The organism is Burkholderia sp. GbtcB21 (assembly GCF_019091065.1).
In the GTDB taxonomy this organism is placed as follows: Bacteria; Pseudomonadota; Gammaproteobacteria; order Burkholderiales; family Burkholderiaceae; genus Burkholderia; species Burkholderia pyrrocinia_C.
This window is the reverse complement of the sequence record NZ_JAGXKA010000017.1, coordinates 44,688-70,307: the sequence shown is the minus strand read 5'-3', so window position 1 is coordinate 70,307 and position 25,620 is coordinate 44,688. Positions and strand designations below refer to the sequence as shown.

At 67.9% G+C, this 25,620-nt stretch carries 24 protein-coding genes and 1 pseudogene; 17 read left to right on the top strand and 8 right to left on the bottom strand.

The window, feature by feature from the left end:
• Positions 1-332: 332 nt before the first annotated feature.
• Together KVT39_RS30150 and KVT39_RS30145 are read left to right on the top strand one after the other, a co-directional pair.
• Complete coding sequence (locus tag KVT39_RS30150) at positions 333-1,721, top strand: NCS2 family permease (protein ID WP_034181715.1); 1,389 nt, start codon at positions 333-335, stop codon at positions 1,719-1,721.
• A 213-nt stretch (positions 1,722-1,934) separates the two neighbouring features.
• A complete protein-coding gene (locus tag KVT39_RS30145) occupies positions 1,935-2,528 on the top strand; it encodes a hypothetical protein (RefSeq protein ID WP_034181714.1) in 594 nt (197 codons plus the stop codon).
• Positions 2,529-2,537: 9 nt separating this feature from the next.
• Here the strand turns inward: KVT39_RS30145 and KVT39_RS30140 are convergent, their stop codons facing one another.
• Together KVT39_RS30140 and KVT39_RS30135 are read right to left on the bottom strand one after the other, a co-directional pair.
• Positions 2,538-2,939 carry a CopD family protein gene (locus tag KVT39_RS30140; protein ID WP_217590848.1) on the bottom strand — a complete coding sequence of 134 codons (402 nt, stop codon included), beginning with the start codon at positions 2,937-2,939 and terminating at the stop codon, positions 2,538-2,540.
• Positions 2,936-3,244, bottom strand: coding sequence for a DUF3817 domain-containing protein (locus KVT39_RS30135; RefSeq protein WP_111019019.1), 309 nt, complete (start codon positions 3,242-3,244; stop codon positions 2,936-2,938). Before KVT39_RS30135 ends, KVT39_RS30140 begins: the two co-directional genes overlap by 4 nt.
• Before the next feature lie 108 nt (positions 3,245-3,352).
• On the opposite strand from KVT39_RS30135, the gene KVT39_RS30130 reads away from it, so the two are divergent.
• The 4 genes from KVT39_RS30130 (at position 3,353) to KVT39_RS30115 (ending at position 7,685) form a co-directional block, all read left to right on the top strand.
• Complete coding sequence (locus KVT39_RS30130; protein ID WP_217590847.1) at positions 3,353-4,300, top strand: GlxA family transcriptional regulator; 948 nt, start codon at positions 3,353-3,355, stop codon at positions 4,298-4,300.
• Between the two features lie 142 nt (positions 4,301-4,442).
• Positions 4,443-5,363, top strand: a complete 921-nt coding sequence (locus KVT39_RS30125; RefSeq protein ID WP_165948156.1) for a LysR substrate-binding domain-containing protein — start codon at positions 4,443-4,445, stop codon at positions 5,361-5,363.
• A gap of 226 nt (positions 5,364-5,589) precedes the next feature.
• On the top strand, positions 5,590-6,372 hold the full coding sequence (locus KVT39_RS30120) for an ABC transporter substrate-binding protein (protein WP_111019021.1): 783 nt from the start codon (positions 5,590-5,592) through the stop codon (positions 6,370-6,372).
• Between the two features lie 197 nt (positions 6,373-6,569).
• Positions 6,570-7,685 carry a succinylglutamate desuccinylase/aspartoacylase family protein gene (locus KVT39_RS30115; protein WP_072440205.1) on the top strand — a complete coding sequence of 372 codons (1,116 nt, stop codon included), beginning with the start codon at positions 6,570-6,572 and terminating at the stop codon, positions 7,683-7,685.
• Positions 7,686-7,828: 143 nt separating this feature from the next.
• On the opposite strand, the gene KVT39_RS30110 is transcribed toward KVT39_RS30115, so the two are convergent.
• Positions 7,829-8,635, bottom strand: coding sequence for a MetQ/NlpA family ABC transporter substrate-binding protein (locus KVT39_RS30110; protein WP_105391074.1), 807 nt, complete (start codon positions 8,633-8,635; stop codon positions 7,829-7,831).
• 307 nt (positions 8,636-8,942) lie between these two features.
• Here KVT39_RS30110 and KVT39_RS30105 point away from each other — a divergent pair, with 307 nt between their 5' ends.
• From KVT39_RS30105 to KVT39_RS30060, 10 genes and pseudogenes are all read left to right on the top strand, one after another.
• Positions 8,943-10,103: a porin gene (locus tag KVT39_RS30105; protein WP_034181707.1), complete on the top strand. Its 1,161-nt coding sequence runs from the start codon at positions 8,943-8,945 to the stop codon at positions 10,101-10,103.
• A 206-nt stretch (positions 10,104-10,309) separates the two neighbouring features.
• The gene (locus tag KVT39_RS30100; RefSeq protein ID WP_011548992.1) at positions 10,310-10,570 is read left to right on the top strand and encodes a DUF2866 domain-containing protein; all 261 of its coding nucleotides are present in this window, start codon (positions 10,310-10,312) and stop codon (positions 10,568-10,570) included.
• A 124-nt stretch (positions 10,571-10,694) separates the two neighbouring features.
• Positions 10,695-11,078, top strand: coding sequence for a DUF6232 family protein (locus KVT39_RS30095; protein ID WP_105391075.1), 384 nt, complete (start codon positions 10,695-10,697; stop codon positions 11,076-11,078).
• 210 nt (positions 11,079-11,288) lie between these two features.
• Positions 11,289-11,516, top strand: a complete 228-nt coding sequence (locus KVT39_RS30090; RefSeq protein ID WP_034181704.1) for a hypothetical protein — start codon at positions 11,289-11,291, stop codon at positions 11,514-11,516.
• 244 nt (positions 11,517-11,760) lie between these two features.
• Positions 11,761-14,028 (top strand): TonB-dependent hemoglobin/transferrin/lactoferrin family receptor, encoded by a 2,268-nt coding sequence (locus KVT39_RS30085; protein WP_217590846.1) that lies wholly within the window; start codon positions 11,761-11,763, stop codon positions 14,026-14,028.
• 49 nt (positions 14,029-14,077) lie between these two features.
• Positions 14,078-15,169 carry a hemin-degrading factor gene (locus KVT39_RS30080; RefSeq protein ID WP_217590845.1) on the top strand — a complete coding sequence of 364 codons (1,092 nt, stop codon included), beginning with the start codon at positions 14,078-14,080 and terminating at the stop codon, positions 15,167-15,169.
• Positions 15,166-16,083 carry a helical backbone metal receptor gene (locus KVT39_RS30075; RefSeq protein WP_217590844.1) on the top strand — a complete coding sequence of 306 codons (918 nt, stop codon included), beginning with the start codon at positions 15,166-15,168 and terminating at the stop codon, positions 16,081-16,083. Before KVT39_RS30080 ends, KVT39_RS30075 begins: the two co-directional genes overlap by 4 nt.
• Before the next feature lie 15 nt (positions 16,084-16,098).
• Positions 16,099-17,187, top strand: coding sequence for an iron ABC transporter permease (locus KVT39_RS30070; RefSeq protein ID WP_217590843.1), 1,089 nt, complete (start codon positions 16,099-16,101; stop codon positions 17,185-17,187).
• Positions 17,188-17,206: 19 nt separating this feature from the next.
• A complete protein-coding gene (locus KVT39_RS30065; protein WP_131949145.1) occupies positions 17,207-18,037 on the top strand; it encodes a heme ABC transporter ATP-binding protein in 831 nt (276 codons plus the stop codon).
• 105 nt (positions 18,038-18,142) lie between these two features.
• Positions 18,143-18,527, top strand: a pseudogene (locus KVT39_RS30060) (VOC family protein).
• Positions 18,528-18,548: 21 nt separating this feature from the next.
• Here KVT39_RS30060 and KVT39_RS30055 read toward each other — a convergent pair.
• Positions 18,549-19,160 (bottom strand): trimeric intracellular cation channel family protein, encoded by a 612-nt coding sequence (locus KVT39_RS30055; protein WP_217590842.1) that lies wholly within the window; start codon positions 19,158-19,160, stop codon positions 18,549-18,551.
• A gap of 8 nt (positions 19,161-19,168) precedes the next feature.
• Entirely contained in the window at positions 19,169-21,286 is a 2,118-nt protein-coding gene (locus KVT39_RS30050; RefSeq protein WP_217590841.1) for a penicillin-binding protein 1A, read from the bottom strand.
• A gap of 238 nt (positions 21,287-21,524) precedes the next feature.
• On the opposite strand from KVT39_RS30050, the gene KVT39_RS30045 reads away from it, so the two are divergent.
• Positions 21,525-22,319 carry an aminoglycoside phosphotransferase family protein gene (locus KVT39_RS30045; protein WP_217590840.1) on the top strand — a complete coding sequence of 265 codons (795 nt, stop codon included), beginning with the start codon at positions 21,525-21,527 and terminating at the stop codon, positions 22,317-22,319.
• 86 nt (positions 22,320-22,405) lie between these two features.
• Here the strand turns inward: KVT39_RS30045 and KVT39_RS30040 are convergent, their stop codons facing one another.
• From KVT39_RS30040 to KVT39_RS30030, 3 genes are all read right to left on the bottom strand, one after another.
• Positions 22,406-23,242 (bottom strand): bifunctional allantoicase/(S)-ureidoglycine aminohydrolase, encoded by an 837-nt coding sequence (locus KVT39_RS30040; RefSeq protein WP_034181695.1) that lies wholly within the window; start codon positions 23,240-23,242, stop codon positions 22,406-22,408.
• Between the two features lie 877 nt (positions 23,243-24,119).
• Entirely contained in the window at positions 24,120-24,575 is a 456-nt protein-coding gene (locus KVT39_RS30035; RefSeq protein ID WP_034181694.1) for a hypothetical protein, read from the bottom strand.
• 378 nt (positions 24,576-24,953) lie between these two features.
• Positions 24,954-25,613: an isoprenylcysteine carboxylmethyltransferase family protein gene (locus KVT39_RS30030; protein WP_034181693.1), complete on the bottom strand. Its 660-nt coding sequence runs from the start codon at positions 25,611-25,613 to the stop codon at positions 24,954-24,956.
• Between the last annotated feature and the right edge of the window lie 7 nt (positions 25,614-25,620).

Below are 25,620 nucleotides of genomic sequence, written 5' to 3'. Positions count from 1 at the left end.
GATTCGAACTAGGCGTATACACGCGTTCCGGCACGACGAAGCCCCGTTTCACGCCGATATAAGCGCTGCGACATGCGCTGCATGCTCTTCCCCCAATGGGACGTGATGAGCCGTTCGCCTAACCTTCGCTACGGCAAAGCACACGTGACGGGGTCGACCACACCGCGCATCGTACGACGCGACACGCTCGCGATCGTTTCGATTCGCGCATGACGACACGGATCGCGCGTCATTCGTCCCCACGACGTTGCCGACAATTCCAACCAGATTCGAGACACCCTGACGACGGTTCGCTACGGGCCGTTTCAGCATGCTGATAAAGGAGCAAGCTCATGAGTGATACCCCGGTGCAGCCGACGGTCGGCGTCGGCGCGGAAGAAACTGACTTTGGCACCACGGGAGTCATCGACCGGTACTTCGGCATTTCGTCGCGCGGCAGCACGCAGCGCCGCGAAATCATTGCCGGCGTGACCACGTTCCTCGCGATGGTCTATTCCGTGTTCGTCGTGCCCGGCATGTTCGGCAAGGCCGGCTTCGACACGAGCGCCGTGTTCGTCGCGGTCTGCCTCACCACCGCGTTCGGCTCGCTGCTGATGGGCCTGTGGGCGAAGCTGCCGATCGCGATCGGCTGCGCGATCTCGCTGACCGCGTTCACCGCGTTCGGCCTCGTGCTCGGCAAAGGGCTGCATCCGACGGTCGCGCTCGGCGCCGTGTTCCTGATGGGCCTCGTATTCACGGGCATCTCGGTCACCGGCGTGCGCTCGTGGATCCTGCGCAACCTGCCCGCGGGCGTCGCGCACGGCACCGGCATCGGCATCGGCCTGTTCCTGCTGCTGATCGCGTCGAACGACGTCGGCCTCGTGATCAAGAATCCGGGCGCCGGCCTGCCGGTCTCGCTCGGCCAGATCACCGCATTCCCGGTCATCATGTCGGTCGTCGGCCTCGCCGCGATCTTCGGCCTCGAAAAGCGTCGCGTGCCGGGTGGCATCCTGCTCGTCGTGATCGCGATCTCGGTGTTCGGCCTCGTGTTCGACCCGGCCGTGAAATACCACGGCATCTTCGCGCTGCCGTCGCTGAGCGCACCGGGCCATGCGTCGCTGATCGGCGCGATGGACATCAAGGGCGCGCTGTCGATGGCCGTGCTGCCGAGCGTGCTGGCGCTGGTGATGACCGCCGTGTTCGACGCGACCGGCACGATCCGCGCGGTCGCCGGGCAGGCCGGCCAGCTCGACGAGAACGGCCGCATCATCAACGGCGGCCGCGCGCTGACCGCCGATTCGATCAGCTCGATCTTCTCCGGCTTCCTCGGCGGCGCGCCGGCGGCGGCCTACATCGAGTCGAGCGTCGGCGTGGCCGCCGGCGCGAAGACGGGCCTCGCGGCAGCCGTGGTCGGCCTGCTGTTCCTCGTCGTGATGTTCTTCTCGCCGCTCGCGGGCCTCGTGCCGTCGTACGCCACCGCACCCGCGCTGATGTATGTCGGCCTGCTGATGCTGGGCAGCGTGAGCAAGCTGCACATGGACGACATGGTCGACGCGATGTCGGGCCTCGTGTGCGCGGTGTTCATCGTGCTGACCGCGAACATCGTGACGGGCATCATGCTCGGCTTCTCGACACTCGTGATCGGCCGCATTGCGAGCGGCGAATTCCGCAAGCTCAACGTCGGCACCGTGCTGATCGCGGCCGTACTCGTCACGTTCTATCTCGGCGGCTGGGCAATCTGACCGCGGATCATGCGCGACGTCGCCGGCAGAAAGACGGCGCGCATCGGGGCGACAACGTCTCCTCCACCATCATCGTTGATGGTCTCCAGGCCTGGGAACGCGAGTTTCCGGGCTTTTTTTGTCGATGCGGCGCGGTGCGATGCGCATCGCCGAAGCGGCGCGGCGCGAATTCACGGCCGGTGCTACGATCGAGCTTTGCCTTCAGGAGCCGCCATGAACGCGCTCGGCATCGTCTCCGAATCGAGCACCCGGACCTCGGCGCGCAAGCCGCCGTTCATCCCGTCGTTCGGCTTCCACGAAGTGCACGAATCGCGGCCGATCCATGCGTCGCCGGCCCGCATCATCGACGCGGTCGCGTCGCTCGACATGCGCGCCGATCCGGTCATCGATGCACTGATGACGGTGCGCGAATTCCCGACGGCCATCGTCGACACGCTTCGCAACGGGCCGGCCCGAGGCGAACGCGCGCGTTTCGGTTTCCACACGTTCACGCTGCTTCACCGCGACGACACGTCGCTGTCGCTCGGTCTCGTCGGACGCTTCTGGCGCCCGACGACCGACGTGCGCGCCATCGCCGATGCAACGGCCTTCGTCCGCCACGACGACCCACGCGACGCGAAGCTGGTGCTCCGGTTCGAAGTCGTCGGGCTGGCATCGGGTGCGTACATCCTGCGTACCGAAACCTTCATCCACTGCCCGATCGCACGGACGCGGCGGCTGTTTACGCCGTACTGGCTCGCGATCCGGCTGGGGAGCGGGTGGATCCGGCGCCGCATGCTGGCGACGGTCGAAACGGCGCTGGCATAAGCCAACGCATCAAAACGGCTTGATCACGACCAGGCCGACGACGATCCCCGTCGCGACCACGACAGCGCCCGCTGCCTGACCGAGCCATTGCGCGGGCACGACGACGAGATCGTCGCGCTCCATGCGCCGCAACGTGCCGGCCAGCATCCCGTGCAGCGCCGACAGCGCGACGACGACCGCGAGCTTCACCGACAGCCACGCAACGCCGAACCAGTGTCCGCTCAGCGCGAGCGCAATCCCCGTGATCCAGACGAGCGCGAGCGCGGGCGCCGTCACCGAACGATCCCAGCGCCGCACCGCGCGATGCACGGCGAGGTTGGCGATACGGACGCCGACGGACAGCATCAGCAGCCCGCCGACGAACGTGACGACGCCGACGACATGAACGGCCTTGAGCAACAGGTAGCTCATTGCGCGTGCCGCCTGCGCGCGATCCATCCGGCGCTCGCCAGCCCCGCGAACGGCACGACGGCCGACAGCACGAGCCGCGCGACGTCGCCCTTGCTCCACAGCCCGCTCGACGCGGTGCCGACGACCGCCCACACGTACATCGCGAAAGCGATGCCGTGAATCGGGCCCATGATCGATACCGCCACCGGATAACCGGCCAGATGCTTGAGCGGCACCGCAATGCACACCAGCACGACGAGCGTGGTCGCCTCCAGCAGCGACAGGTATTGCAGGTTGCGCAACGCATTGCGATCGTCTTGTTTCATCGATGGGCCCCCAAGGTTGGTCAGCCGCAATTATGGCGTGTGGTACGGGCCCGATCCATTGGCTAGAATGCCATCTTTAAACGGATTCTGGCCACGGCCTCGAACGCCATGCATACGGTCGCCGTCCTCGCTTTGCCCGATGTCGTCCCGTTCGATCTGGGCGTCGCATGCGACACGTTCGCGCGCGTGCGTTCGCCCGGCGTCGAGCATGCGTACCGCGTGCGCGTGTGCAGCGAGCATGCGCGCGTCGCCGGCGACCTGTTCGAACTGCGGCCCGCGTTTCGTCTCGATGCGCTCGCCGACGCCGACACGATCGTCGTCCCCGGCACGTCCGTGCCGCTTGCGCCGACGTCGCGCCGCGTGATCGCGGCCCTGCGCGCGGCGGCCGCGCGCGGTTGCCGGATTGCGTCGATCTGCAGCGGCGCGTTCGTGCTCGCGGAAGCCGGGCTGCTCGACGGCCTGCGCGCGACCACGCACTGGCTGGCGGCCGGCGAACTCGCGCGCCGCTACCCGAACGTGACGGTCGACCCGAACGTGCTGTTCATCGACAACGGGCAGATCCTGACGTCGGCCGGCGCAGCGGCCGGCCTCGATCTGTGCCTGCACATGATCCAGGCCGACTACGGCGCGGCGGTTGCCGTCGACGCCGCACGCTACGCGGTGGCGCCGCGCGTGCGCGAAGGCGGGCAGGCGCAGTTCATCGCGCCAGAATGGCCGGCCGGCACCGACGGGCTGCAGAGCCTGATGGACTGGCTGCAGGCCAACCTGCACGAGCCGCTCACGCTCGACGCGATGGCCCGCAAGGCGTCGACGAGCGTGCGCACGCTGACGCGGCGCTTTCAGGAGCAGACGGGCACGTCGCCGCGGCAATGGCTGCAGACCGCACGCGTCAGGCATGCGCAGCAATTGCTGGAAGTCACGGAGCTGTCGATCGAACATGTGGCAACGGAGGCCGGGTTCGGTTCGGTCACCGCGTTTCGCGAGCGGTTCGCGCGCATCGTCGGCACGTCGCCGCAGCGGTATCGTCACGCGTTCCGCGCGCGGTCCGGCGCATGACGCTCGCTGCGCATCGGCACCCGATGCCGCGACCCGGCAACGTGAATCCACGCGCGCACAATCGTCGCGATCGCTACCGAAAGCCGCCGCCCCTCCACCCCGCCCGCCATAGCCACCCTTTCGCGCCAACCGGACCCGACCGATGACCCGCATCCGCAATCCCCTGAACATCGCACAGCTCCAGGCGTTCGTCTCCGCCGCGCATCTCAAGAGCCTGCGCGCCGCCGCGCGCGAGCTCGGCGTCACGCAGCCCGCGATCACGCACACGATCCGCGAACTCGAAACGGCGCTCAACGCGGAGCTGCTCGCGCGCAGCGTGCGCGGCGTCGAGCTGACTGCCTGCGGCCATGCGCTGCTGCCGCGCGCCGAGCAGTTGCTCGGCGACATCCGCCGCACGGTCGAGGCCGTCGAGCAGGTGAAAGGCGAGATGTCGGGGCGCGTCGCGGTCGGCACGATGCCGTCGATCGCGCTGACGGCGCTGCCGCACGCGGTGACGGCGTTCCGCCGGTCGATGCCGAACGTCAGCCTGCATCTCGAGGAAGTGACGGTGCCCGACGCGCTCGCGCAGTTGCGCAACGGCACGCTCGATATCGCCGCGATGCACCATGTGCCCGCGCTCGACCGCGATTTCACGCAATCGCCGCTGCTGTCGACCGAATTCACCGTCGTGATGCGCGAAGGCCACCCGCTCGCGCATGCGCGCCGTTTAGAGGAATTGCTCGACGCCGAGTGGATCGTCACCGTCGGCGCCGAGCAGTTTCCGCACAGCGTGATGGTCGGGATGTTCGAGGCGCGCGGGCTGCCGCTGCCGAAACGCCTGCTGAGATCGCCGATGTCGTTCGCGGTGACGCTCGGGCTCGTCGCGCGCTCGGACGTGATCGGCTGCTTCACGCGCCCGCTCGCCGCGATGGTCGCGCCGCTCGGCATCCGCACGGCCGAACTCGACGAAAGCATGCCGCGCTTCGACCTGTCGATCATCGCGCGGCGCGACATGCTGCCCACGCCCGCCGTTTCGCAATTCGTCACGTGCCTGCAGCGGGCGGTCAACGAAACGCTCGGCTGAATCGTTCCTGTGTCTGAAACGGTCGCGCGCGTCCGCGCGCTGCCGCCGGGCCCGGTATCGGGGCTTGTCCTAGGCGCCCTGCCGGTATTTTGTCTTGATAATCTCCGCACGTCGCGCGCCCGCATCGGGCGGGCGAAACGGACAGTCCGGCGCGAAGCCGTGCCGGACCGAAGGCTTACGGCGCGGCACAACCGCGCACCCATCGAACAAAACGAGGAGTCACCGAGTGAAAAAGATTCTTGCGGCTGTGACCGTGGCCCTGCTTGCCGTATCGGCCGGCAGCGCGTACGCGAAGGACTGGACGACCGTGCGGTTCGGCGTCGACGCGAGCTACCCGCCTTTCGAATCGAAAGGCCCCGACGGCAAGGTGGTCGGCTTCGACGTCGACCTCGGCAACGAAATCTGCCGCCGCATGAACGCGAAGTGCGTGTGGATCGAAAACGACTTCGACGGGATGATCCCGGCACTGAAGGCGCGCAAGTTCGACGGCGTGCTGTCGTCGATGTCGATGACGCCGGCGCGTCAGGAACAGATCGGCTTCTCGTCGAAGCTGTTCAACACGCCGACGCGCCTCGTCGCGAAGAAGGGCGCCGGCCTGCTGCCGACGGCCGAATCGCTGAAGGGCAAGTCGATCGGCGTCGAACAGGGCACGATCCAGGAAACCTACGCAAAGACCTACTGGGCGGCGAAGGGCGTGAAGGTGGTCCCCTACCAGAACCAGGACCAGGTCTATGCCGACCTGATCGCGGGCCGTCTGGACGGCGCGCTGCAGGACGCGGTGCAGGCCGAGATCGGCTTCCTGAAGACGCCGCGCGGCGCGGGCTTCGATTTCGCCGGCAAGGATATCGACGATCCGAAGACGCTCGGCAACGGCGCCGGCATCGGCCTGCGCAAGGAAGACACCGACCTGAAGGCAAAGATCGACAGCGCGATCGCCGGCATGCGCAAGGACGGCACGTACGACAAGATCGCGAAGAAGTACTTCGACTTCGACGTCTACGGCAAGTAATACGGCAAGCAAGCGAGCAATTCGCTTCGACGCAAACGGGCTCCGCGAGGAGCCCGTTTTTTTTCCGCACCAACCCCATGATTCTCAAGGAAAATCAGCGTGCTCCGGCACCGGTTTGATGGCGGCGACGCAGGCAACGTACAATCGATCTTCCACGCACACCGGATCATTCGCGGCTGCGCCGCACTCCCCTCATCATGCAAACGCAGACCCATCCGCTGATTTCCCCCGCCGTCGGCACCGAACGCCAGATCACGAGCTTCCACTACGGCCCGCGCGGCGGCAAGAAGGTCTATATCCAGTCGTCGCTGCACGCGGACGAACTGCCCGGCATGCTGGTCGCCGCGCTGCTGCGCCGCAAGATCGCCGCGCTCGAGACGGCCGGCAAGCTGCGCGGCGAAGTCGTCATCGTGCCCGTGCCGAACCCGATCGGCCTGTCGCAACACGTGTTCGGCGATCACCTCGGCCGCTTCGAGCTCGGCTCGATGCAGAACTTCAACCGCAATTTCTACGATCTCGCGGCGCTCGTGCTGCCGCGCGTCGAAAGCCGGCTCACGAACGACGCGCAGCGCAACCTCGTCGCCGTGCGCGCCGCGATGCGCGAAGCGCTCGACGAGCAGAAGCCGCGCACCGAGCTCGACTCGCAGCGCCTCGCGCTGCAGAAGCTGTCGTTCGACGCCGATATCGTGCTCGACCTGCACTGCGACAGCGATGCGGTGATGCACCTCTATACGAATCCCGATCTGTGGCCGGACGTCGAGCCGCTGTCGCGCTACCTCGACGCGCAGGCATCGCTGCTCGCGCTGAATTCGGTCGGCAACCCGTTCGACGAGATCCACAGCTTCTGCTGGTCGGATCTGCGCAACCGCTTCGGCGACCGCTTCCCGATCCCGAACGGCGCGATTTCCGTCACGGTGGAACTGCGCAGCGAACGCGACGTGTCGTACGAGTTCGCCGAAAAGGATTCTCAGGCGATCGTCGAATACCTGACCGAGCGCGGCATCGTCGACGGCACGCCGGCGCCGCTGCCGCCGCTCGCGCATCCGGCCACGCCGCTCGCGGGCACCGATCCGCTCGTCGCGCCGGTGTCCGGCGTGATCGTGTTCCGCACGCCGGTCGGCGCGATGATCGAGGCCGGCCAGGAAGTGGCCGATATCGTCGATCCGCTGACCGATCGCGTCGTCACGCTGAAGAGCAGCGTGTCGGGCGTGCTGTATGCGCGCCAGATCGTGCGCTTCGCGACGGCCGGCATGGAAGTCGCGCGGATTGCCGGCGCGACCGCGATCCGCACGGGTTCGCTGCTGTCGGCCTGAGATCGGCCCGCACGCCGGGTAACGGCGCGCATCGGCATGCATCAACGTGCATCGACACGCATCAATGAAATCGCCCGCTTGCGCGGGCGATTTGCTTTCCGACAGGCCCGGCGATCCGGCCGGGCGGCGGCACGCGTGAACGTTCAGAATGCCGGCACGATCGCGCCGCCGAACTTCTGGTCGATGAACTTGCGCACGTCGTCCGATTCATAGGCCGCGACGAGCTTCTTCACCCACGGCTTGTCCTTGTCCTGCGCGCGCACCGCGATCAGGTTCGCGTACGGCCCGCGCAGATCCTCGATCGCGATCGCATCCTTCACCGGCGTGAGCCCCGCCTTCACCGCGTAGTCGGTGTTGATCGACGCGGCATCGACATCGGGCAGCGCGCGCGGCAACTGCGCGGCGTCGAGTTCGACGATTTTGATCTTCTTCGGATTCTCGGCCACGTCGAGCGGCGTCGCGTTCACGCCGTTCGTGCCGGCGCCCGGCTTCAGCTTGATCACCCCGTATTTCTGCAGCAGCAGCAGCGCGCGGTTGCCGTTCGACGGATCGTTCTGGATCCCGACCTTCGCGCCCACCGGCAAGTCCTTCAGCGACTTGATCTTCTTCGAATAGAAGCCCATCGGCGCCGTATAGGTGAGCCCGACGTTGACGATCCGGTAGCCGCGCTGCTTGATCTGGCTGTCGAGGAACGGCTGGTGCTGGAAGCCGTTCGCGTCGAGGTCGCCCGAATCGAGCGCCGCGTTCGGCTGCACGTAGTCGTTGAATTCGATGACCTTGATCGCAAGCCCTTCGCGCGCGGCCACTTTCGTCACTTCGGTCCAGATCTGCGCGTCGGGGCCGCTCATCGTGCCGATCTTCAGCGTTTGCGGGTCGGCGTGCGCGCCGGGCGCCGCGAATGCCAGCGCCGCGGCGAGTGCGCCGAGGCCGGTCAGGATCGAACGTCGCATGGTGTCCTCTTGTCCCGTGTCGTTGTTGAAGCACGGATCGTGGCACGGGGCCCGAACAGCACCAACCAAGCTTATTTCATGTGCATATTCCCGATTCCGATCGAATCTCAGCCGAAATCGGTATAACTCCCCGCTATACAACCGGGCAGAATCCAATGTCGCATCGGCGCCACACATTCTTCATATGACAGTCGCTGTCATATTCATTACGTGGCGCGCCGATAAAGTTGCCGCCGGTCCGTGAAAGCGCCCACAGAGAGCGCCGGAACCGCAACTGGACACGCCATTTATTCGCTCGGAGAATCCTTTGAACAAGAAACTGTTGACCATCGCCGCCCTCGCAGCAACGGCCGGCACGGCACACGCGCAAAGCAGCGTGACCCTGTACGGCGTCATCGATGCCGGTATCAGCTACGTGAACCACAGCAAGACCGCCAACGGCGGCTCGGGCAAGCTGTTCAAGTACGACGACGGCGTTGCCCAGGGCAGCCGTTGGGGCCTGCGCGGCACCGAAGACCTCGGTGGCGGCCTGAAGGCGATCTTCGTGCTCGAGAACGGCTTCAACAGCGGCAACGGCACGATCGGCCAGGGCGGCGCGATCTTCGGTCGCCAGGCTTACGTCGGCCTGAGCCAGTCGCAATACGGCACGGTCACGTTCGGCCGCCAGTACTCGTTCTCGACCGACGTGCTCGGCTCGAACTACTCGACGGGCGGCAACACGGTCGCGGGTAACTACGCGTACCACGTGAACGACGTCGACCAGCTCACGTCCAGCCGCATCAACAACTCGGTGAAGTTCCAGAGCGCGAACTACGCCGGCTTCACGTTCGGCGCGTTGTACGGCTTCTCGAACTCGACCGACTTCGCCGGCGCACCGGCCACGACTTCGGGCACGACGACGACGGCAGGCTCGTCGCGCGCATACAGCTTCGGCCTGAACTACGCGAACGGCCCGTTCGCCCTCGGCGCCGCATACACGGACATCCGCTTCCCGAGCCAGTCGACGCCGGCGTTCTCGACGACGATCGCGAACATCAGCACGGGCAACATCCGCGACCTGCGCACGTATGGCGTCGGCGGCCGCTACATCTTCGGCCCGGCGACCGCATGGCTGCTGTGGACGCGCACGCAGTTCACCCCGCTCGCGAGCGGCGCATCGGGCACGTTCTACAACGCATACGAAGCAGGCCTGAAGTACGCGATCACGCCGGCCCTGTCGGCAGCCGCCGGCTACACGTACACGAACGCAACGCAGAGCGGCAGCTCGGCGCACTGGAACCAGGGCAACCTGGCGCTCGACTACGCGCTCAGCAAGCGTACGGACGTGTACGGCCTCGTCGTCTACCAGAAGGCGTCGGGCAACAACGTGCAGGCGCAGATCGGTTCGAGCACGAGCTACTTCAACACGTCGGGCAACGGCTCGTCGAACCAGCTCGCCGCTCGCGTCGGTATCCGTCACAAGTTCTAAAGCATCCGCTTAACTCGCGGATCACGACGGCAAGAAGCGCCCCGCTCCACGCGGGGCGCTTTTTTATCTGCTTTTAAGTTTCGCTTAATTCTGGGCTGAGAGGATGCTCTCACCCCCCCTGTTGGCCGCCTGAGCATCGGCGGCTTTTTTTTTAAATGCCGACGGCGCCGCCATCGATTGCCCACAAGACAGGATCGGAGGCCATGATGATCGAAGATACCGTTTTCAGCCATCTGCACGCGATTCTGACGTGCCAACACTCGCTGCCGGTCCAGAGCTGCCGCGTATCGGTAGAAATGCAGCGCCCGTGGGGCCGCCCGTACCGGCTCGTCGAATGGACGATGCATCTCGACGCGCCCGCGCGGCGCCAGATCGTGCCGGCCGAATCGACCGACGAAGAGATCGCCGAGGTCGTCGCGTCGCACGTGCCGGGCCGGCTTTACGGCGACGGCCGGCTGCAGTTCTGAACGCCTCCCTGTTCCACCCGCTTCCCGTGTTTCGGCCGCCCCGCACGCATCGTGCGGCAGTCGGTCTCGTTTGACGCGGCAACGAAACCTGCTACGCTGCGCGTTTTCGTCCACGCAACACACGATGGAAAACGCATTCAACGAACGCGGCGTCATGATCACGCGCAACGGCCTGTCGGCCGCCGGGCAGGTATTCGCGCTGCGTGACATCCGCCACGTCGACGTCGTCAAGATTCCGAAAAACCGCGTCGTTCCGTCGCTGATCTCGCTGATCGGCGCGGCCGCCGCCATCGCGGGCGGCATCGGCGCATCGAGCGCCGTGCTCGTCGTCGGCGTGATGCTCGCCGTCGTCGGTTATCTCGCCTGGACCACGCAGGACGTCACGTATCGCCTGATGGTCGAGATGCCCGACGGCAAGCGCGAAGCGCTGTCGAGCGTCGACGCCGAGTTCGTCGAACGCGTCGCGCAGGTCGTGCGCGATGCGCAAGCCGCGACGGCTGCCGGCTGATTCCGTTCGCATCGCTGCACGCTTCGGGTCGCGGTTCGCGGATGCGCGCGGCACGTTTCGGCTCGCGCGGCGCATCGCTGCGTCGGGCCGAGTCGTCTTCATCGAATCGGCTTCCCGCGTCATCACCGCGAACTCCGCGCCTGCGCTGCGTACGCCGACCGCCTAGTATGGAAAGAGCGGCCCGCCGCCGCATCGTCCGAGGAGGTCGGCATGAACGTCCAATTGCTGTCCGGCATGCTTCGCGCGCAGGAACTGCTGCTCGTGTCGATGATCCGCGCGCTTCCCCTTGACGAACGCCGTGCGCTCGTCGACCTCTACACCGAACAGATCGCGTTCGCCGAACAGGCGGGCCTCGAAAGCCACAGCGATCGCGCAACGCACGATGCGTTCATCGCGCATGCGCGCAACCTGCTGATCCGCATCGAAGCGCTGGCCTAGCGCTCGCGCGCCTGCGCGTTTCTCCCGAATTTCCCGCCGCGGCGGGCTCGAGCCGCGCAGGCAAGCGCTCGCCCGCACGGGCCGCTTTCCTTTCTTGTATTGATAATGATTCTCATTTACACTGGTAAAGTTATCAGTTTCTTTCAATTCGCCGTTCGCCGCATCCCGCGCGCGGACGGGCCAGCCAGGTGAACGCGTCACCCAGCCAGCCTTCGGGCTTGTTTTCGTCAATGGGAGACCACCTGTGCATTGCTATCCGCTGGCGCGGCGGCCGATCTGCGCCGCGCTGTTCGGCGCGTTCGGCCTGTCCGCCGCCCCGGCTCACGCCGATTCGTCGCCGCAAGGCGCCACCCCGCCTCCTGCCGTCCTCGTCGCCGCGTCCGCGCGCGGCGATGCGGCGCTGCTCGACCCCGTCACCGTCACGGCCACCCGCACCGCCACCGCCGCGAGCCGCACGGCGGCGTCCGTGTCGGTGATCACCGACGACGATCTCGAGGAACAGCAGGCCGCCAACATCAAGGATGCACTGCGCTACGAGCCGGGCATCACGGTGCGCCGCACCGCGTATCGGCCCGGCAGCGCCGCGCTCGGCGGCGGCCGCGACGGCGATTCGAGCATCAACATCCGCGGCCTCGAAGGCAATCGCGTGCTGCTGATGGAAGACGGCATCCGCCTGCCGAACGCGTTCTCGTTCGGGCCGCTCGAAGCGGGGCGCGGCGACTACGCCGATCTCGACACGCTCAAGCGCATCGAGATCCTGCGCGGCCCGGCCTCGGCGCTCTACGGCAGCGACGGCCTGACCGGCGCGGTGAACTTCATCACGAAGGATCCGCGCGACCTGCTGTCGATCTACCACAAGCCCTATTACTTCTCTTTCCGGCCGAGCTACGACTCGGCCGACCGCAGCATCGGCGCGACCGTGTCGGCCGCGGGCGGCAACGATCGCGTGCAGGGGATGATCATCGCCGATGGCCGACGCGGCCACGAGGTCGACACGCGCGGCAGCAACAACTCGGCGAGCACGCTGCGCACGACGTCGAACCCGCAGGACGTCTATTCCGAATCGCTGCTCGGCAAGCTCGTGCTGACGCCCACCGCGCGCGACACGATCAAGTTCACCGCGGAAACCGTGCAGCGGCGCGTAAGCACCGACGTGCTGTCCGCGATCAATCCGCCGAATACGCTCGGCCTCACGACGAACGACCGGCTCGAGCGCAACCGCTTCAGCGTCGACTACGATTTCCGCGACGACGCGTTCCGCTGGTTCCAGACCGCGCACGTGCAGTTCTACTACCAGGACGCGAAGCAGGATCAATACGCGTTCGAGACGCGCGGCAGGCAGCCTTCGCGTTCGCGCGACAACCAGTACAAGGAACGCACGTTCGGCGGCTCCGCGTTTGCCGAAAGCGGCTTCGCGACCGGCCCGCTCGCGCACAAGCTGCTGTACGGCGTCGACGGCAGCCTGTCGCGCGTGACGAACCTGCGCGACGGCACGGTGCCGGGCGTCGGCGAAGCGTTCCCGAACAAGGCATTTCCCGACACCGACTACACGCTGTTCGGCGCGTTCGTGCAGGACCAGATCGGCTACGGCCGCCTGCTCGTCACGCCGGGCCTGCGCTTCGACACATACCGGCTGAGCCCGACCGGAAACGATCCGCTGTTCACCGGCAAGGCTGTGTCGACGAGCGCGAACGAACTGTCGCCGCGCGTCGCCGTGCTCTACGAGATCACGCCTGCCGTCATTCCGTACGTGCAGTACGCGCACGGCTTCCGCGCGCCGACGCCCGACCAGGTCAACAGCAGCTTCTCGAACCCGGTGTACGGCTACACGTCGATCGGCAACCCGAACCTGAAGCCCGAGACGAGCGACACGTTCGAAGCGGGCCTGCGCGGCAAGGCCGGCACCGGCTACGGTGTCGTGCGCTACAGCGCGGCCGCGTTCACGGGCCGCTACCGCAACTTCATCTCGCGCACGACGATCGCCGGCAGCAACCGGCCTACCGACCCGTCCGTATTCCAGTACGTGAACTTCGCCGACGCGCGCATCCACGGCCTCGAAGGCCGCGCCGAATGGGCGATGCCGAACGGCATCACGCTGAAGACGGCGATGGCGTTCACGAAGGGCTCGACGCAGAACGACGGCGCGGCCAGCCAGCCGCTCAACACGGTCAACCCGTTCTCGGCCGTGTTCGGCGTGCGCTACGAGCCGGGCGAGCGCTGGTTCGTGCAGACCGACCTGCTGTTCCAGGCCGCCAAGCGCGACAATGACATCGACAAATCCGACTGTTCGAACAAGGCGTGCTTCACGCCGCCGTCGTCATTCGTCGTCGACCTGCGCGGCGGCTACCGCTTCAACAAGCATGTGAGCGCGACGATCGGCATCCGCAACCTGTTCGACCGCAAATACTGGAACTGGTCGGACGTGCGCGGCATCGCGGCCGATTCGCAGGTGCTCGATGCATATACGTCGCCCGGACGCACGGTCGCCGTCAGCATGAAAGTGGATTTCTGATGCGCGACGCCCGCGCTGCCACCCCAACCGTTACTTGAAGGAGTCCGACATGATGCAATCCGCCCTTCCCGGTCAACCGGCCGGCCCGGCCCGCGCGGCCGCCGCACTGCGCGACGCGTTCATCAAGCTCAAGACCGAGCGCCAGCTGCGCAACCGCGACGTCGCGCAGGCGCTCGGCGTCAGCGAAGGCGAGGCGCTCGCCGCATTCGTCGGCGAGCACGTCGTGCGGCTCGACGCGCGCTTTCCGGCGATGTTCGAGGAAATGCCGCGCCTCGGCCGCGTGATGGCGCTCACGCGCAACGACACGGCCGTCCACGAAAAGGACGGCGAATATGCGCAGATGAGCCATGACGGCCCTGTCGGCCTCGCGCTCGGCGACATCGACCTGCGGATCTTCTATCGCCACTGGGTGTCGGCGTTCGCGGTGCGCGACGAGACCGCGCACGGCCCGCTGAAGAGCCTGCAGTTCTTCGACGCGCAGGGCCGCGCGATCCACAAGGTCTACCTGCGCGCGCACAGCGACCACGCCGCGTACGACGCATTCGTCGAACGCTGGCGCGCACCGTCGCAGGAGCCGGGCCTCGACGTCGCTCCCGCCGCGCCGAAGACGCCCGAGCGCGCCGACACCGAGATCGACATCGCGGGCTTTCGCGCCGCGTGGGACGCGATGACCGATACGCACCAGTTCTTCGGCATCACGCAGCGCTTCGGCGTGAGCCGCATGCAGGCGCTGCGCCTCGCCGATCCGCAATACGCGTATCCGGTCGAAACCGCGCGTGCGCTGCGCCACGTGCTCGAGCGGGCCGCGCAAAGCGGCCAACCGATCATGGTATTCGTCGGCAACGCGGGGATGATCCAGATCCATACAGGCCCCGTCGCGAACGTGCGCGAAGTCGGTGCGTGGATCAACGTGCTCGACCCGGGCTTCAACCTGCACGTGCGCGAGGACCTGATCGCCGCCGCATGGGTCGTGAAGAAGCCGACGAGCGACGGCATCGTCACGTCGCTCGAACTGTTCGACCGCCAAGGCGACCACGTCGCGCTGCTGTTCGGCGAGCGCAAGCCCGGCAAGGTCGAACGCGACGACTGGCGCGCGCTCGTCGCGACGCTGCCGCCGGCTGCACGCGGGGATGCACGGTGAGCGCACGATCGTTCGATCCGCGGCGCCGCGCGGTGCTGGCGAGCGCGGCGGCCGGCGCGCTCGCGGGCGCGCTGCCGGGCAGCGTGCTCGCACAAGCTGCGCAGGTCGCGCCGAAACGCGTGGTCGTGATCGGCGGCGCGCTCGCGGAAACCGCGTTCGCGCTCGGCGGCGCCGAGACGCCGCGCTACCGGCTCGTCGGCGCCGACACGACCTGCACGTATCCCGACGCCGCGAAGCGCCTGCCGAAAGTCGGCTATCAGCGCGCGCTGTCGGCCGAGGGGCTGCTGTCGCTGCGGCCCGATCTCGTGCTCGCGTCGGCCGAAGCCGGCCCGCCCAACACGATCGCTCAGGTGAAAAACGCCGGCGTCGCGGTGACGACGTTCGACGAACGCCACGACGTCGAGTCGGTGCGCGCGAAGATCACCGGCGTCTCGCAGGCGCTCGACGTGCGCGATGCGGGCGCCGTGCTGCTGCAGCGCTTCGATCGCGACTGGCAGGCCGCGCGCGACGCGGTCGCCGTATGCGCCCCCGGCGGCACTCAGCCGCCGCGCGTGCTGTTCGTGCTGAACCATACCGGCAACCAGGCGCTCGTCGCCGGCCAGCGCACGGCCGCCGACGCGATGATCCGCTATGCGGGCGCGCGCAACGCGATGCAGGGCTTCGATCACTACAAGCCGCTGACGACCGAGGCGCTCGCGGCCGCCGCACCCGACGTCGTGCTGATCTCCGACGAAGGGCTCGCGGCCGTCGGCGGCCGCGCCGCGCTGCTCGCCACGCCCGGCTTCGGCGCGACGCCGGCCGGCCGCGCGCAGCGCGTCGTGTCGCTCGATGCACTGTTCCTGCTCGGGTTCGGCCCGCGCCTGCCGCTCGCCGTCATGACCCTGCACCGACGCCTGTCGGATGCGCTCGCCTGATTCCGGACCGCCCCGATGCCCGCTCACGGTTCGACTTTCCCTGCACCGTCGCCCGCGTCGCGCTCCGGTGCCGCGCGCATCGGCACGTCGCGCCGCTTCGCGCCGTTCGCGCTGGCCGCGCTCGCGTGCCTCGTGTGCGCAATGTCCGTCGTCGCGCTGTGCGTCGGCGCGTACCGCATTCCGCTCGCGGAGGCGTGGGCCGCGCTGACCGGCGATGCAGCCGCGCAGCAGGCACGCGCGGTACTGCTCGACATCCGCGCACCGCGTGTCGCGCTCGCGCTGCTGGTCGGCGGCGGCTTCGGCGCGACCGGCGCCGCGATGCAGGCGCTGTTCCGCAATCCGCTCGCGGATCCGGGGCTCGTCGGCGTGTCGAGCGGCGCCGCACTCGGCGCGACGACGACGATCGTGCTCGGCCCCGCCCTCTTTGCCGCGCACGTGAGCGCCGCCGCCTTGCCCGTCGCGGCCTTCGCAGGCGCGCTCGCGGTCGCGGCGCTCGTCTACCGGCTCGCCGCATCGCGCGGCCGGCTCGCACTGCCGCTGCTGCTGCTCGCCGGCATCGCGATCAACGCGCTGGTCGGCGCGGCGATCGGATTGCTCACGTTCGTCGCCGACGACGCGCAGCTGCGCTCGCTGACCTTCTGGAGCCTCGGCAGCCTCGGCGGCGCGCAATGGTCCGCGCTGGCGGCCGTCGCGCCGTGCGTCGCGATCGGCTGCGCGCTGCTCGCACGGGAACGCAATGCATTGAACGCACTGCAGCTTGGCGAAACCGAGGCGCTGCATCTCGGCGTGCCCGTGCAGCGGCTGAAGCGGCGCGTGCTCGTCGCGGTCGCGCTCGCGGTCGGCGCGCTCGTGTCGTGCGCGGGCATCATCGGCTTCATCGGGCTCGTCGCGCCGCATTGCGTGCGACTCGCGTGCGGCCCCGACCAGCGCGTCGTGCTGCCCGGCGCCGCGCTGCTCGGCGCGCTGCTGACGCTCGCCGCCGATCTCGCCGCGCGCACGGTCGCCGCGCCCGCCGAAATCCCGCTCGGCGTGCTGACCGCGCTGCTCGGCGCGCCGTTCTTCCTCGCGCTGCTGTGGAAAAGCCGCGGCGCGCTCGGCGGGTAACTATCCCATCACGACGACCATGCTGACCGCCCACCATCTCGACGTCGCCCGCCGACACAACGCCATCCTTCGCGACCTGTCGCTGTCGATCGAGCCCGGTCGCGTGACCGCGCTGCTCGGTCGCAACGGCGCGGGCAAGAGCACGCTGCTGAAGACCTTCGCCGGCGAACTGACCGGCAGCGTCGCACCGAACGGCGTGCGCGTGACGGGCAACGTCACGCTGAACGGCGAAGCGCTCGCTCGCATCGACGCGCCAAGGCTCGCTTGCCTGCGCGCGGTGCTGCCGCAGGCCGCGCAGCCGGCCTTCCCGTTCAGCGTCGACGAAATCGTGCTGCTCGGCCGTTATCCGCATGCGCGGCGCAGCGGCGCGCGGCACGTGATCGCGCACCGAGATCGCGACATCGCGTGGCGCGCGCTCGAACGCGCGGGTGCCGAAGCGCTCGTCGGTCGCGATGTCACGACGCTGTCGGGCGGCGAACTCGCACGCGTGCAGTTCGCGCGCGTGCTCGCGCAGCTGTGGCCGGACGACGACGGTGCGGCAAACGGCCCGCGCTACCTGCTGCTCGACGAGCCGACCGCCGCGCTCGATCTCGCGCATCAGCACCGCTTGCTCGATACCGTGCGCGCGGTCGCACGCGAATGGCGGCTCGGCGTGCTCGCGATCGTGCACGACCCGAACCTCGCCGCGCGACACGCGGATACGATCGCGATGCTCGCCGACGGTACGATCGTCGCGCACGGCATGCCGCGCGACGTGATGACGCCCGCGCATATCGCGCAGTGCTACGGATTCGCGGTGAAGATGGTGGAAACCGGCGACGGTACGCCGCCGGTGATGGTGCCTGCGTAGCGCAGACGCTTACTGCACGGCCGTCGTGTCGCTCGATGTCCTGCGCTGCCTTCAACAGCGACTTTCAATCGACATCATTCGTGCATCGCCTTCGAGGAGACCCACATGCCGCTTCCGATGACCCGCATCATCCTGTACGTCCGCGACGTCGCATTGCTGAAGACGTTCTACCAGCGGTATTTCGACCTTCCCGTCATCGAGGAAATCGCCGGTGAATGGGTCGTGCTCGACGCGGGTGCAATCAAACTGGCGCTGCATCGGGCGGGCCCGGCGTTTCGCCAGGCAGCCTCGTCCGTGCATGCGAATGCCGATGCAAGCACCATGAAGCTCGTCTTCTCGATCGATGCCGATATCGACGCGCACCGCGACCGGCTCGCCCGCGATGGCGTGACCGTGCGCGATCTCAAGCGCTACGACGGCTTCGCGTACCGCGATGTATGACGGCCTCGATCCGGAGGGCAACGTCTTTCAGGTGATGCAGCCGGACTGAACTTCGGCGTGCGGACCGTGCTCAATGCTCGACATCCGCCGCACCGAAGGTCCGCATCTTCCACCCGAGCCGCACCGCGAGCATTCGCATCGAGAATCCGGCCGCCAGCGCGATCACCGTCGCAAAGCCCGCATCGATGCCGAGATGCTGGATCCCGACATACAGCGTGCCCGTGACGCATGCGACGCTCGCGTACAGCTCCTCGCGCAGGATCAGCGGCATCTCGTTGCACAGCAGGTCGCGCAGCATCCCGCCGCACACGCCCGTGATCGCGCCGGCCAGCACGACGATGATCGGCGCCGTGCCGGTCGACGCGCCGATGTCGCAGCCGATGATCGTGAACGCCGCGAGGCCGATCGCGTCGACGGTGACGAACAGCGTCTTCATCCGCGCGACATGCCGGGCAACCCACGATGCGACGGTCGCCGCGACGAGCGTGATCACGAGGTATTCGGGATGTGCGATCCAGCCGAGCGGATAGTGGCCGAGCAGCACGTCGCGCACGGTGCCGCCGCCGAGCGCCGTCACCGCGCCGACGAGCGCGAGCCCGAAGCGGTCCATCCCGCGCCGCATGCCCATCAGCGCCCCCGACATCGCTTCCGCGACGATCGCAATCAGATAGAGCGTATGCATCGCGCGCGTCAGTCGTCGGTCCGGAACAGGTCGAGCACGCGTTCGCGCTCGGCCGCATCGACCGCGGCGGGCATCGGCTCGTCGGGCTTGCCGCTGTCGGCAGGCGCGTCCGACGCGCCCTGCACCGCCGCGCCGCCGCATGCGAAGCGGCTGCGGATGTACGACGGCACGTCGGCCGTGCACGTGCCGCGCGTGTATTCGGCGTAGACGAAGTCGCCATCGACGAGCGCGACGTCCTGCGGCGGCGAAGCATCGACCGGCGTGCGCCCGTCGACGGCCGTCTTCATGTAGTCGAACCAGACCGGCAGCGCCAGCGTCGCGCCGGTCGCGCGCCCCATCGGACGCGGCGTGTCGTAGCCGAGCCACGCGACCGCGACGATGCCCGACGAGTAGCCGGCAAACCACACGTCCTTCGATCCGTTCGACGTGCCCGTCTTGCCGGCCGCGTCGTCGCGGTGCAGCGCCAGCGCGCCGCGCGCGGTGCCGGCCCGCACGACGTCGCGCAGCATGCTGTCCATCACGAACGCGTTGCGCGCCGACACGACACGCTCGCCTGCCGGCGCGGTCGCCTCGTACATCGCGCCGCCGTGACGCTGCTTCACCGACAGGATCAGGCGCGGCTCCATCCGCGTCCCGCCGTTCGCGAACACGCCGTACGCGCTCGCGAGTTCGAGCGGCGTCACCGCGCCCGCGCCAAGCGCGAGCGGCAGCGACGCCGGATTGCGCTGCGCGTCGAAGCCGAAGTGCACCGCGTGCTGCTGCACGTAACGCGCGTCGGTAGCCTGCATCAGGCTGACCGCGACCAGGTTCTTCGAGCGCACGAGCCCGCGCCGCACCGGGATGAAGCCCTCGTAGCGATTGCCGAAATTGCGCGGACGCCACGGTCGCGCGCCGGTTTCCTCATGGGTAAGCGTGCGCTGCGTATCGTCGACGAGCACGCCGGGAAAGTAGCCCTTCTCCAGCGCCGCCGAATAGACGAACGGCTTGAAGCTCGAGCCAGGCTGGCGATATGCCTGCAGCGCATGGTCGAACACGTTGCGATTGAAATCCGCGCCGCCGACGAGCGCGAGCATGTCGCCGGTGGCCGCATCGAGCGATACGAGCGCGCCTTCGAGCCCGTTGCGCGCATCGCGCTTCGCGCGTGGCTGCCGGCTCAGCGTGCGCTCGAGCGATGCTTCGGCCGCGCGCTGGTCGCGCATCGACACCGTCGTCGTCACGTCGAGGCCCAGCGTATAGGCATCGTCGTGAAAGCGCTCGACCATCATGCGGCGCGCGCGCTCGGCAACGTACGGCGCGGCGACGATCCCGGGCGGCGGCGTGGTCGCGAGCGCGATCGGCGCGTCGACGGCCGCGCGGTACATCGCGTCGTCGAGCTGGCCGAGCGCGTGCATCCGGCCGAGCACATAGTTGCGCCGCGCCGTTGCGCGCGCCGGATTGACGACCGGGTTGAACGCGGACGGCGCCTTCGGCAGCCCCGCGAGCACGGCCGCCTCGCCCGCGCTCAGCGCGTCGAGCGGCTTGCCGAAATACACGTTCGCGGCCGCCGCGAAACCGTACGCGCGCTCGCCCAGGTAGATCTCGTTCATGTACAGCTCGAGCAGCTTGTCCTTGCTGTACTCGCGTTCGAGCTTGGCCGCCATCAGGATCTCGGCGAGCTTGCGGCTCAGCACCTTGTCGCGCGTCAGGTAGAAGTTGCGCGCGACCTGCATCGTGATCGTGCTGCCGCCCTGCCCAGGCTGCCCCGTCACGACGTTCGCGAACGTCGCGCGCGCGAGGCCGCCGACATCGACCGCGCCGTGCTGGTAGAACTTCGCGTCCTCGGCCGCGAGCAGCGCCTGCCGCATCAGCGGCGGGATACGTTCGAGCGGCACGAACTCGCGCCGCTCGATGCCGTATTCGGCCAGCAAATCGCCGTCGCGCGAGAAAATCCGCAGCGGCAGCGCGGGACGATAGACGGCCAGATGCTCGACGGACGGCAACTGCGTCCAGATGCGCTGGATGGTCCATGCGCCGATGCCCGCGCACGCGAGCGTCAGGCCGAGCAGCGCGCCCGCGAGCGTGCGCCACACGCGTCGGCGGCGCGGCGGCGCGGATTGCGGCGGAGGGGAAGCGGTGTGTTCGGTCATGTCGGGCTCCTTCTTCGATGCCGCGACGGCCGGTGCGCGACAGGCGCCTGCCGATCGCAGAAGGCGCGCATTGTCGAAGGGATGGCGCGAAACCGGAACATTCTTTAGCCAAAGTTTGGCAGGCTGAATTTTATTTAGGAAAGCGCGCCGCAGCCGTTCGCGCAACGCTTGCCGGCCTGCGGCGCACCGTCGGACAAACCGCGCGGCATGCGGTCCGGTTCGCCTGTACCATCGCGTGATGTTCGATCGATACATCGGCCTGTGGGGCCTCGTTCCCGACGGCGGCCCGATCCTGACCGCGAGCAGCGGCCTGCTGCCCGTTCTCTGGCACGCGCGGCCGGCGATGCTGAAGGTCGCCACGTGCGACGAAGAGCGTCGCGGCAATGCGCTGATGACCTGGTGGAACGGGCAAGGCGCCGCGCAGGTGTGGCAGCACGACAGCGACGCGATCCTGCTCGAACGCGCGCAGCCGGCACCGTCGCTGGCCGGCTTTTCGGCTTCGGGTCACGACGACGATGCGATGCGCATCGCGTGCGACGTCGTCGCGCGGCTGCATGCGCATCGTGCGCCGGAGCCGCCGGCGGTCGTGCCGCTGCACGACTGGTTCCATGCACTGCTGTCGGATGCTGCGGCCAACGACGTGCTGCGCCGATCGGCCGCAACGGCGCGCGCGCTGCTGTCGGCGCAGCCCGTCGACGAAGTCGTCCTGCACGGCGACATCCATCACGGCAACATCCTGCATTTCGGCGCACGCGGCTGGCTCGCGATCGACCCGAAGGGGCTGCGCGGCGATCGCGCGTTCGACTACGCGAACCTGTTCTGCAATCCCGCGCACGACATCGCGGTCGACCCGATGCGCTTCGAGCAACGCGTCGCATGCGTGGCCGACGCCGCGCAGCTCGACCGCCGCCGGCTGCTGCAGTGGATTCTCGCGTGGGCGGGCCTGTCGGCCGTATGGCTGATGGAAGACGGCATGCCGCCCGATACACAGCTGCAGGTCGCGGCGCTGGCCGCGACCGCGCTCGGTCTGTAGCGAGCACGACGCCGGCCGCACCGTCCATGAAAAAAGCCCGCCGGCATGCACCGGCGGGCTTTCGTATTCGACTACTGGCGCGGCGCTTAGCGCGCGGGATTCAGCGTCAAGTTCATGTGACGGTTCACATCCTTGTACAGCAGGTAGCGGAAGCGGCCAGGGCCGCCCGAATAGCATGCCTGCGGGCAGAACGCGCGCAGCCACATGAAGTCGCCCGCTTCCACCTCGACCCAGTCCTGGTTCAGGCGATAGACGGCCTTGCCTTCGAGCACGTACAGGCCATGCTCCATCACATGCGTTTCAGCAAACGGAATCACGCCGCCCGGCTCGAACGTCACGATGTTCACGTGCATGTCGTGGCGCATGTCGCTCATGTCGACGAAGCGCGTCGTCACCCACGCGCCGTTGGTGCCCGGCATCGGGATCGGTTCGACGTCCTGCTCGTTGGTCACGAAGGCTTCGGGGAGCGGGATGCCGTCGACGGCCTGGTAATGCTTGCGGACCCAGTGGAAGCGCACCGCGGCATCGCTGACGTTGTGCAGCGTCCAGTCCGCGCCCGGCGGAATGAACGCGTAGCCGCCCGGCTTCAGCACGTGCTTCGAGCCCTGCAGCGTCAGCTCGGCCTCGCCTTCGACGACGAACAGCACGGCTTCGGCGTTCTTGTCCTGCTCCGGCTTGTCGCTGCCGCCGCCCGGGTTCACTTCGACGATGTACTGCGAGAAGGTTTCGGCGAAACCCGACAGCGGGCGGGCGATCACCCACAGGCGCGTGTTCGTCCAGAACGGCAGCCAGCTCGTGACGATGTCGCGCATCACCCCCTTCGGGATCACCGCGTACGCTTCGGTGAACATCGCGCGATCGGTCAGCAGATCGGTCTGCGGCGGGTGGCCGCCGTGCGGCGCGTAATACGTTGTCTTAGACATATGCATCCAGGCAATGGGTTGGTCCGGCCCCGGGCGCAAACGGCGTCGGGCGGCACGCATGCGCGTGGGGCGCGCTTGCGGCGGCGGGACATCGTTGCCGGGGTGGCTTGAAAGCGCACGCGCCTTCGTTCGGTCGGCCAGGCTTCGCGACGGATCCGTCCGGTTGATCGGACGCGGCGACCGATGCCGGTGGGTCCGGCGGCCGGGCCGCGGCGCTCGCGATCATGCGGCGAGGCGAGACGCGGCGGATGGCTCGGTTCGATTCCGTACGCGGGCATCGCTGACGATAGCGAAGCCGAGCGCGATCGACCAATTAAATGTTGCGATGCTATCCATTCGATTTCCCACTACCCGCCGGTGCGTGCGATGCGCGGTGAAGCGGCGTGGCGCGGGGGTCTGCGTATCAGGGAAATCCTGACGGTCGGGGGTGACGCGAGCGATCGCCCGGACGTTGGGGATGCGACGCATCCGATCGCGGCAACACTGGTTGCACGCGCGGGCCGCGATACATCTGGTTACGCAGATCGAGGATGGTCAATGCACGCGTGGCCGCGAAGCACTCCGCCCCGGTCGCGAGCCATCGTCAGGCTGGAACCGGCAAACGTGTCGAACGGAATCTGCGTAATGGCGTTCGCCGATCTTGTGCCGGCGCATTCAGGCGCGGCAGGCTATGTAGTCGGGAAGCGGGGAATACGGCGAGGAGAGAAATTGCCGGCCCGTCGATCGGGCGTATGGCAGCGGCTGATGGAGCCGGAAAGGGTCGCCGGGCTAGCCGGCGATTGCGGCCCGGCAGGCCGCCGGGCCGATTCTCGCGTCGGGTGCCGACGCCGTCGGCGCGAAGGTGCGCAGATCGCGCACCGTGCCGCGCCAGCGGCGATCAGTCCCAGTCGCGGTGGTGATGATGCTTGTGGCGACGATAGCCGCGATCGCCGCGATAACCGCGATCGCCGTAATCGCGTTCGTACGAGCTGCGCGACATGTTGCCGCCGAGCGCCGCGCCCGCGCCGCCGCCGACCGCCGCGCCCAGCAGGCCGCCGGTGCGGCCGCCCATCGCGTTGCCTGCCGCGGTACCTGCGCCGCCGCCGAGTGCGCCGCCGATGATCGCGCCGGTGCGCTCGCGACGGTTCGACGTCACCGCGCCACCCGCGCCGCCGCCGATGGCGCCGCCGATTACCGAGCCGGTGCTGCCGCCGACCGCGCCGCCGACCGCTGCGCCGGCAACCCCGCCGAGCGCGCCGCCAAGCGCGTTGTTCAAGTCACCGGCCAGTGCCGGCAGTGCAGTCGTGCCGGTCAGCGCGGCGACGACGAGAGCGGGGGCGATTTTCTTCCACATTCCCGTATTCTTCCTTGTTCGCAATCTGGTTATCGAAGGTCCGCTCGGTACGACGATCTGAATCGATCGATGTCGGTTCAGGCATTGTGCCGAACCCCGGACCAATTCATTTCATTGAGCTTGCGGCGAAGAATAGCATCGGTCCCACACCCCTGCCGTGGACATTCTGGTAACAAGTTGTTTACGAATAACGGACGTCGAACGCTCTTCCCGAAATCACCTGAAACCCTTGCCGGCATTGACTTCCGCGAGGGTCCGGCCCTGTGGAACGGCAGGCTGGCCACGTGCAACGTCGCACGTTCGAGACACACGTGGCAACACATCGGGCACGTGTCGTGAGCGCGCGCCGAAACGATGGTCAGGGGATGGGATGAGGGGTCAGTACACGCCGGGCAGCAGCCGCCAGGTCCGCGCGCAATACGCGTCGTATTCGGCGCCGAATTGCGAACGCAGCAGCGCTTCCTCGGAGCGGATGCGCGCGACGAGCGGCACCGTCATCAGCGCGACCAGCAGCACGCCGACGCCCGAGCGGAACGCGAGCGCCCAGCCGACCGAATTGACGAGCAGGCCGAGATAGCTCGGATTGCGGATGCGGCGATAGATGCCGTCGGTCATGAGCGTATGGCCCGGCTGGATCGCGACGAGCCCGCTGAAGCGCTTGCCGAGCACGAACACGGGCCAGATGCGCAGCGCACCGCCCGCGATGTACAGCGCGACGCCGAACCATCGCACCGCATCGCCGCCGAAGGTCCAGACGTCGAGCCGGTCGGTCAGCGCGGGCAGATACGCGAGCAGGAAGCCGCTCACCGCGAATGCCGCAAGCACCCAGCGGTTGTCGCGGTTCTCGCGCTCGCCGGCGCTCAGGTTGCCTTCGGTGAACATCACGACGACGGCCATCGCGAGTGTCGCGACGACGATGACGATCAGCGGCGGATGCGAGAAAAAGGCGGCGAACCCGCCGAAACCGAGCACGGCGAGCCCGAGATAGACGAGCGTGGCTACGCCCGACAGGACAACGGCCTTGCGTGTGACGGACATGGCTGCC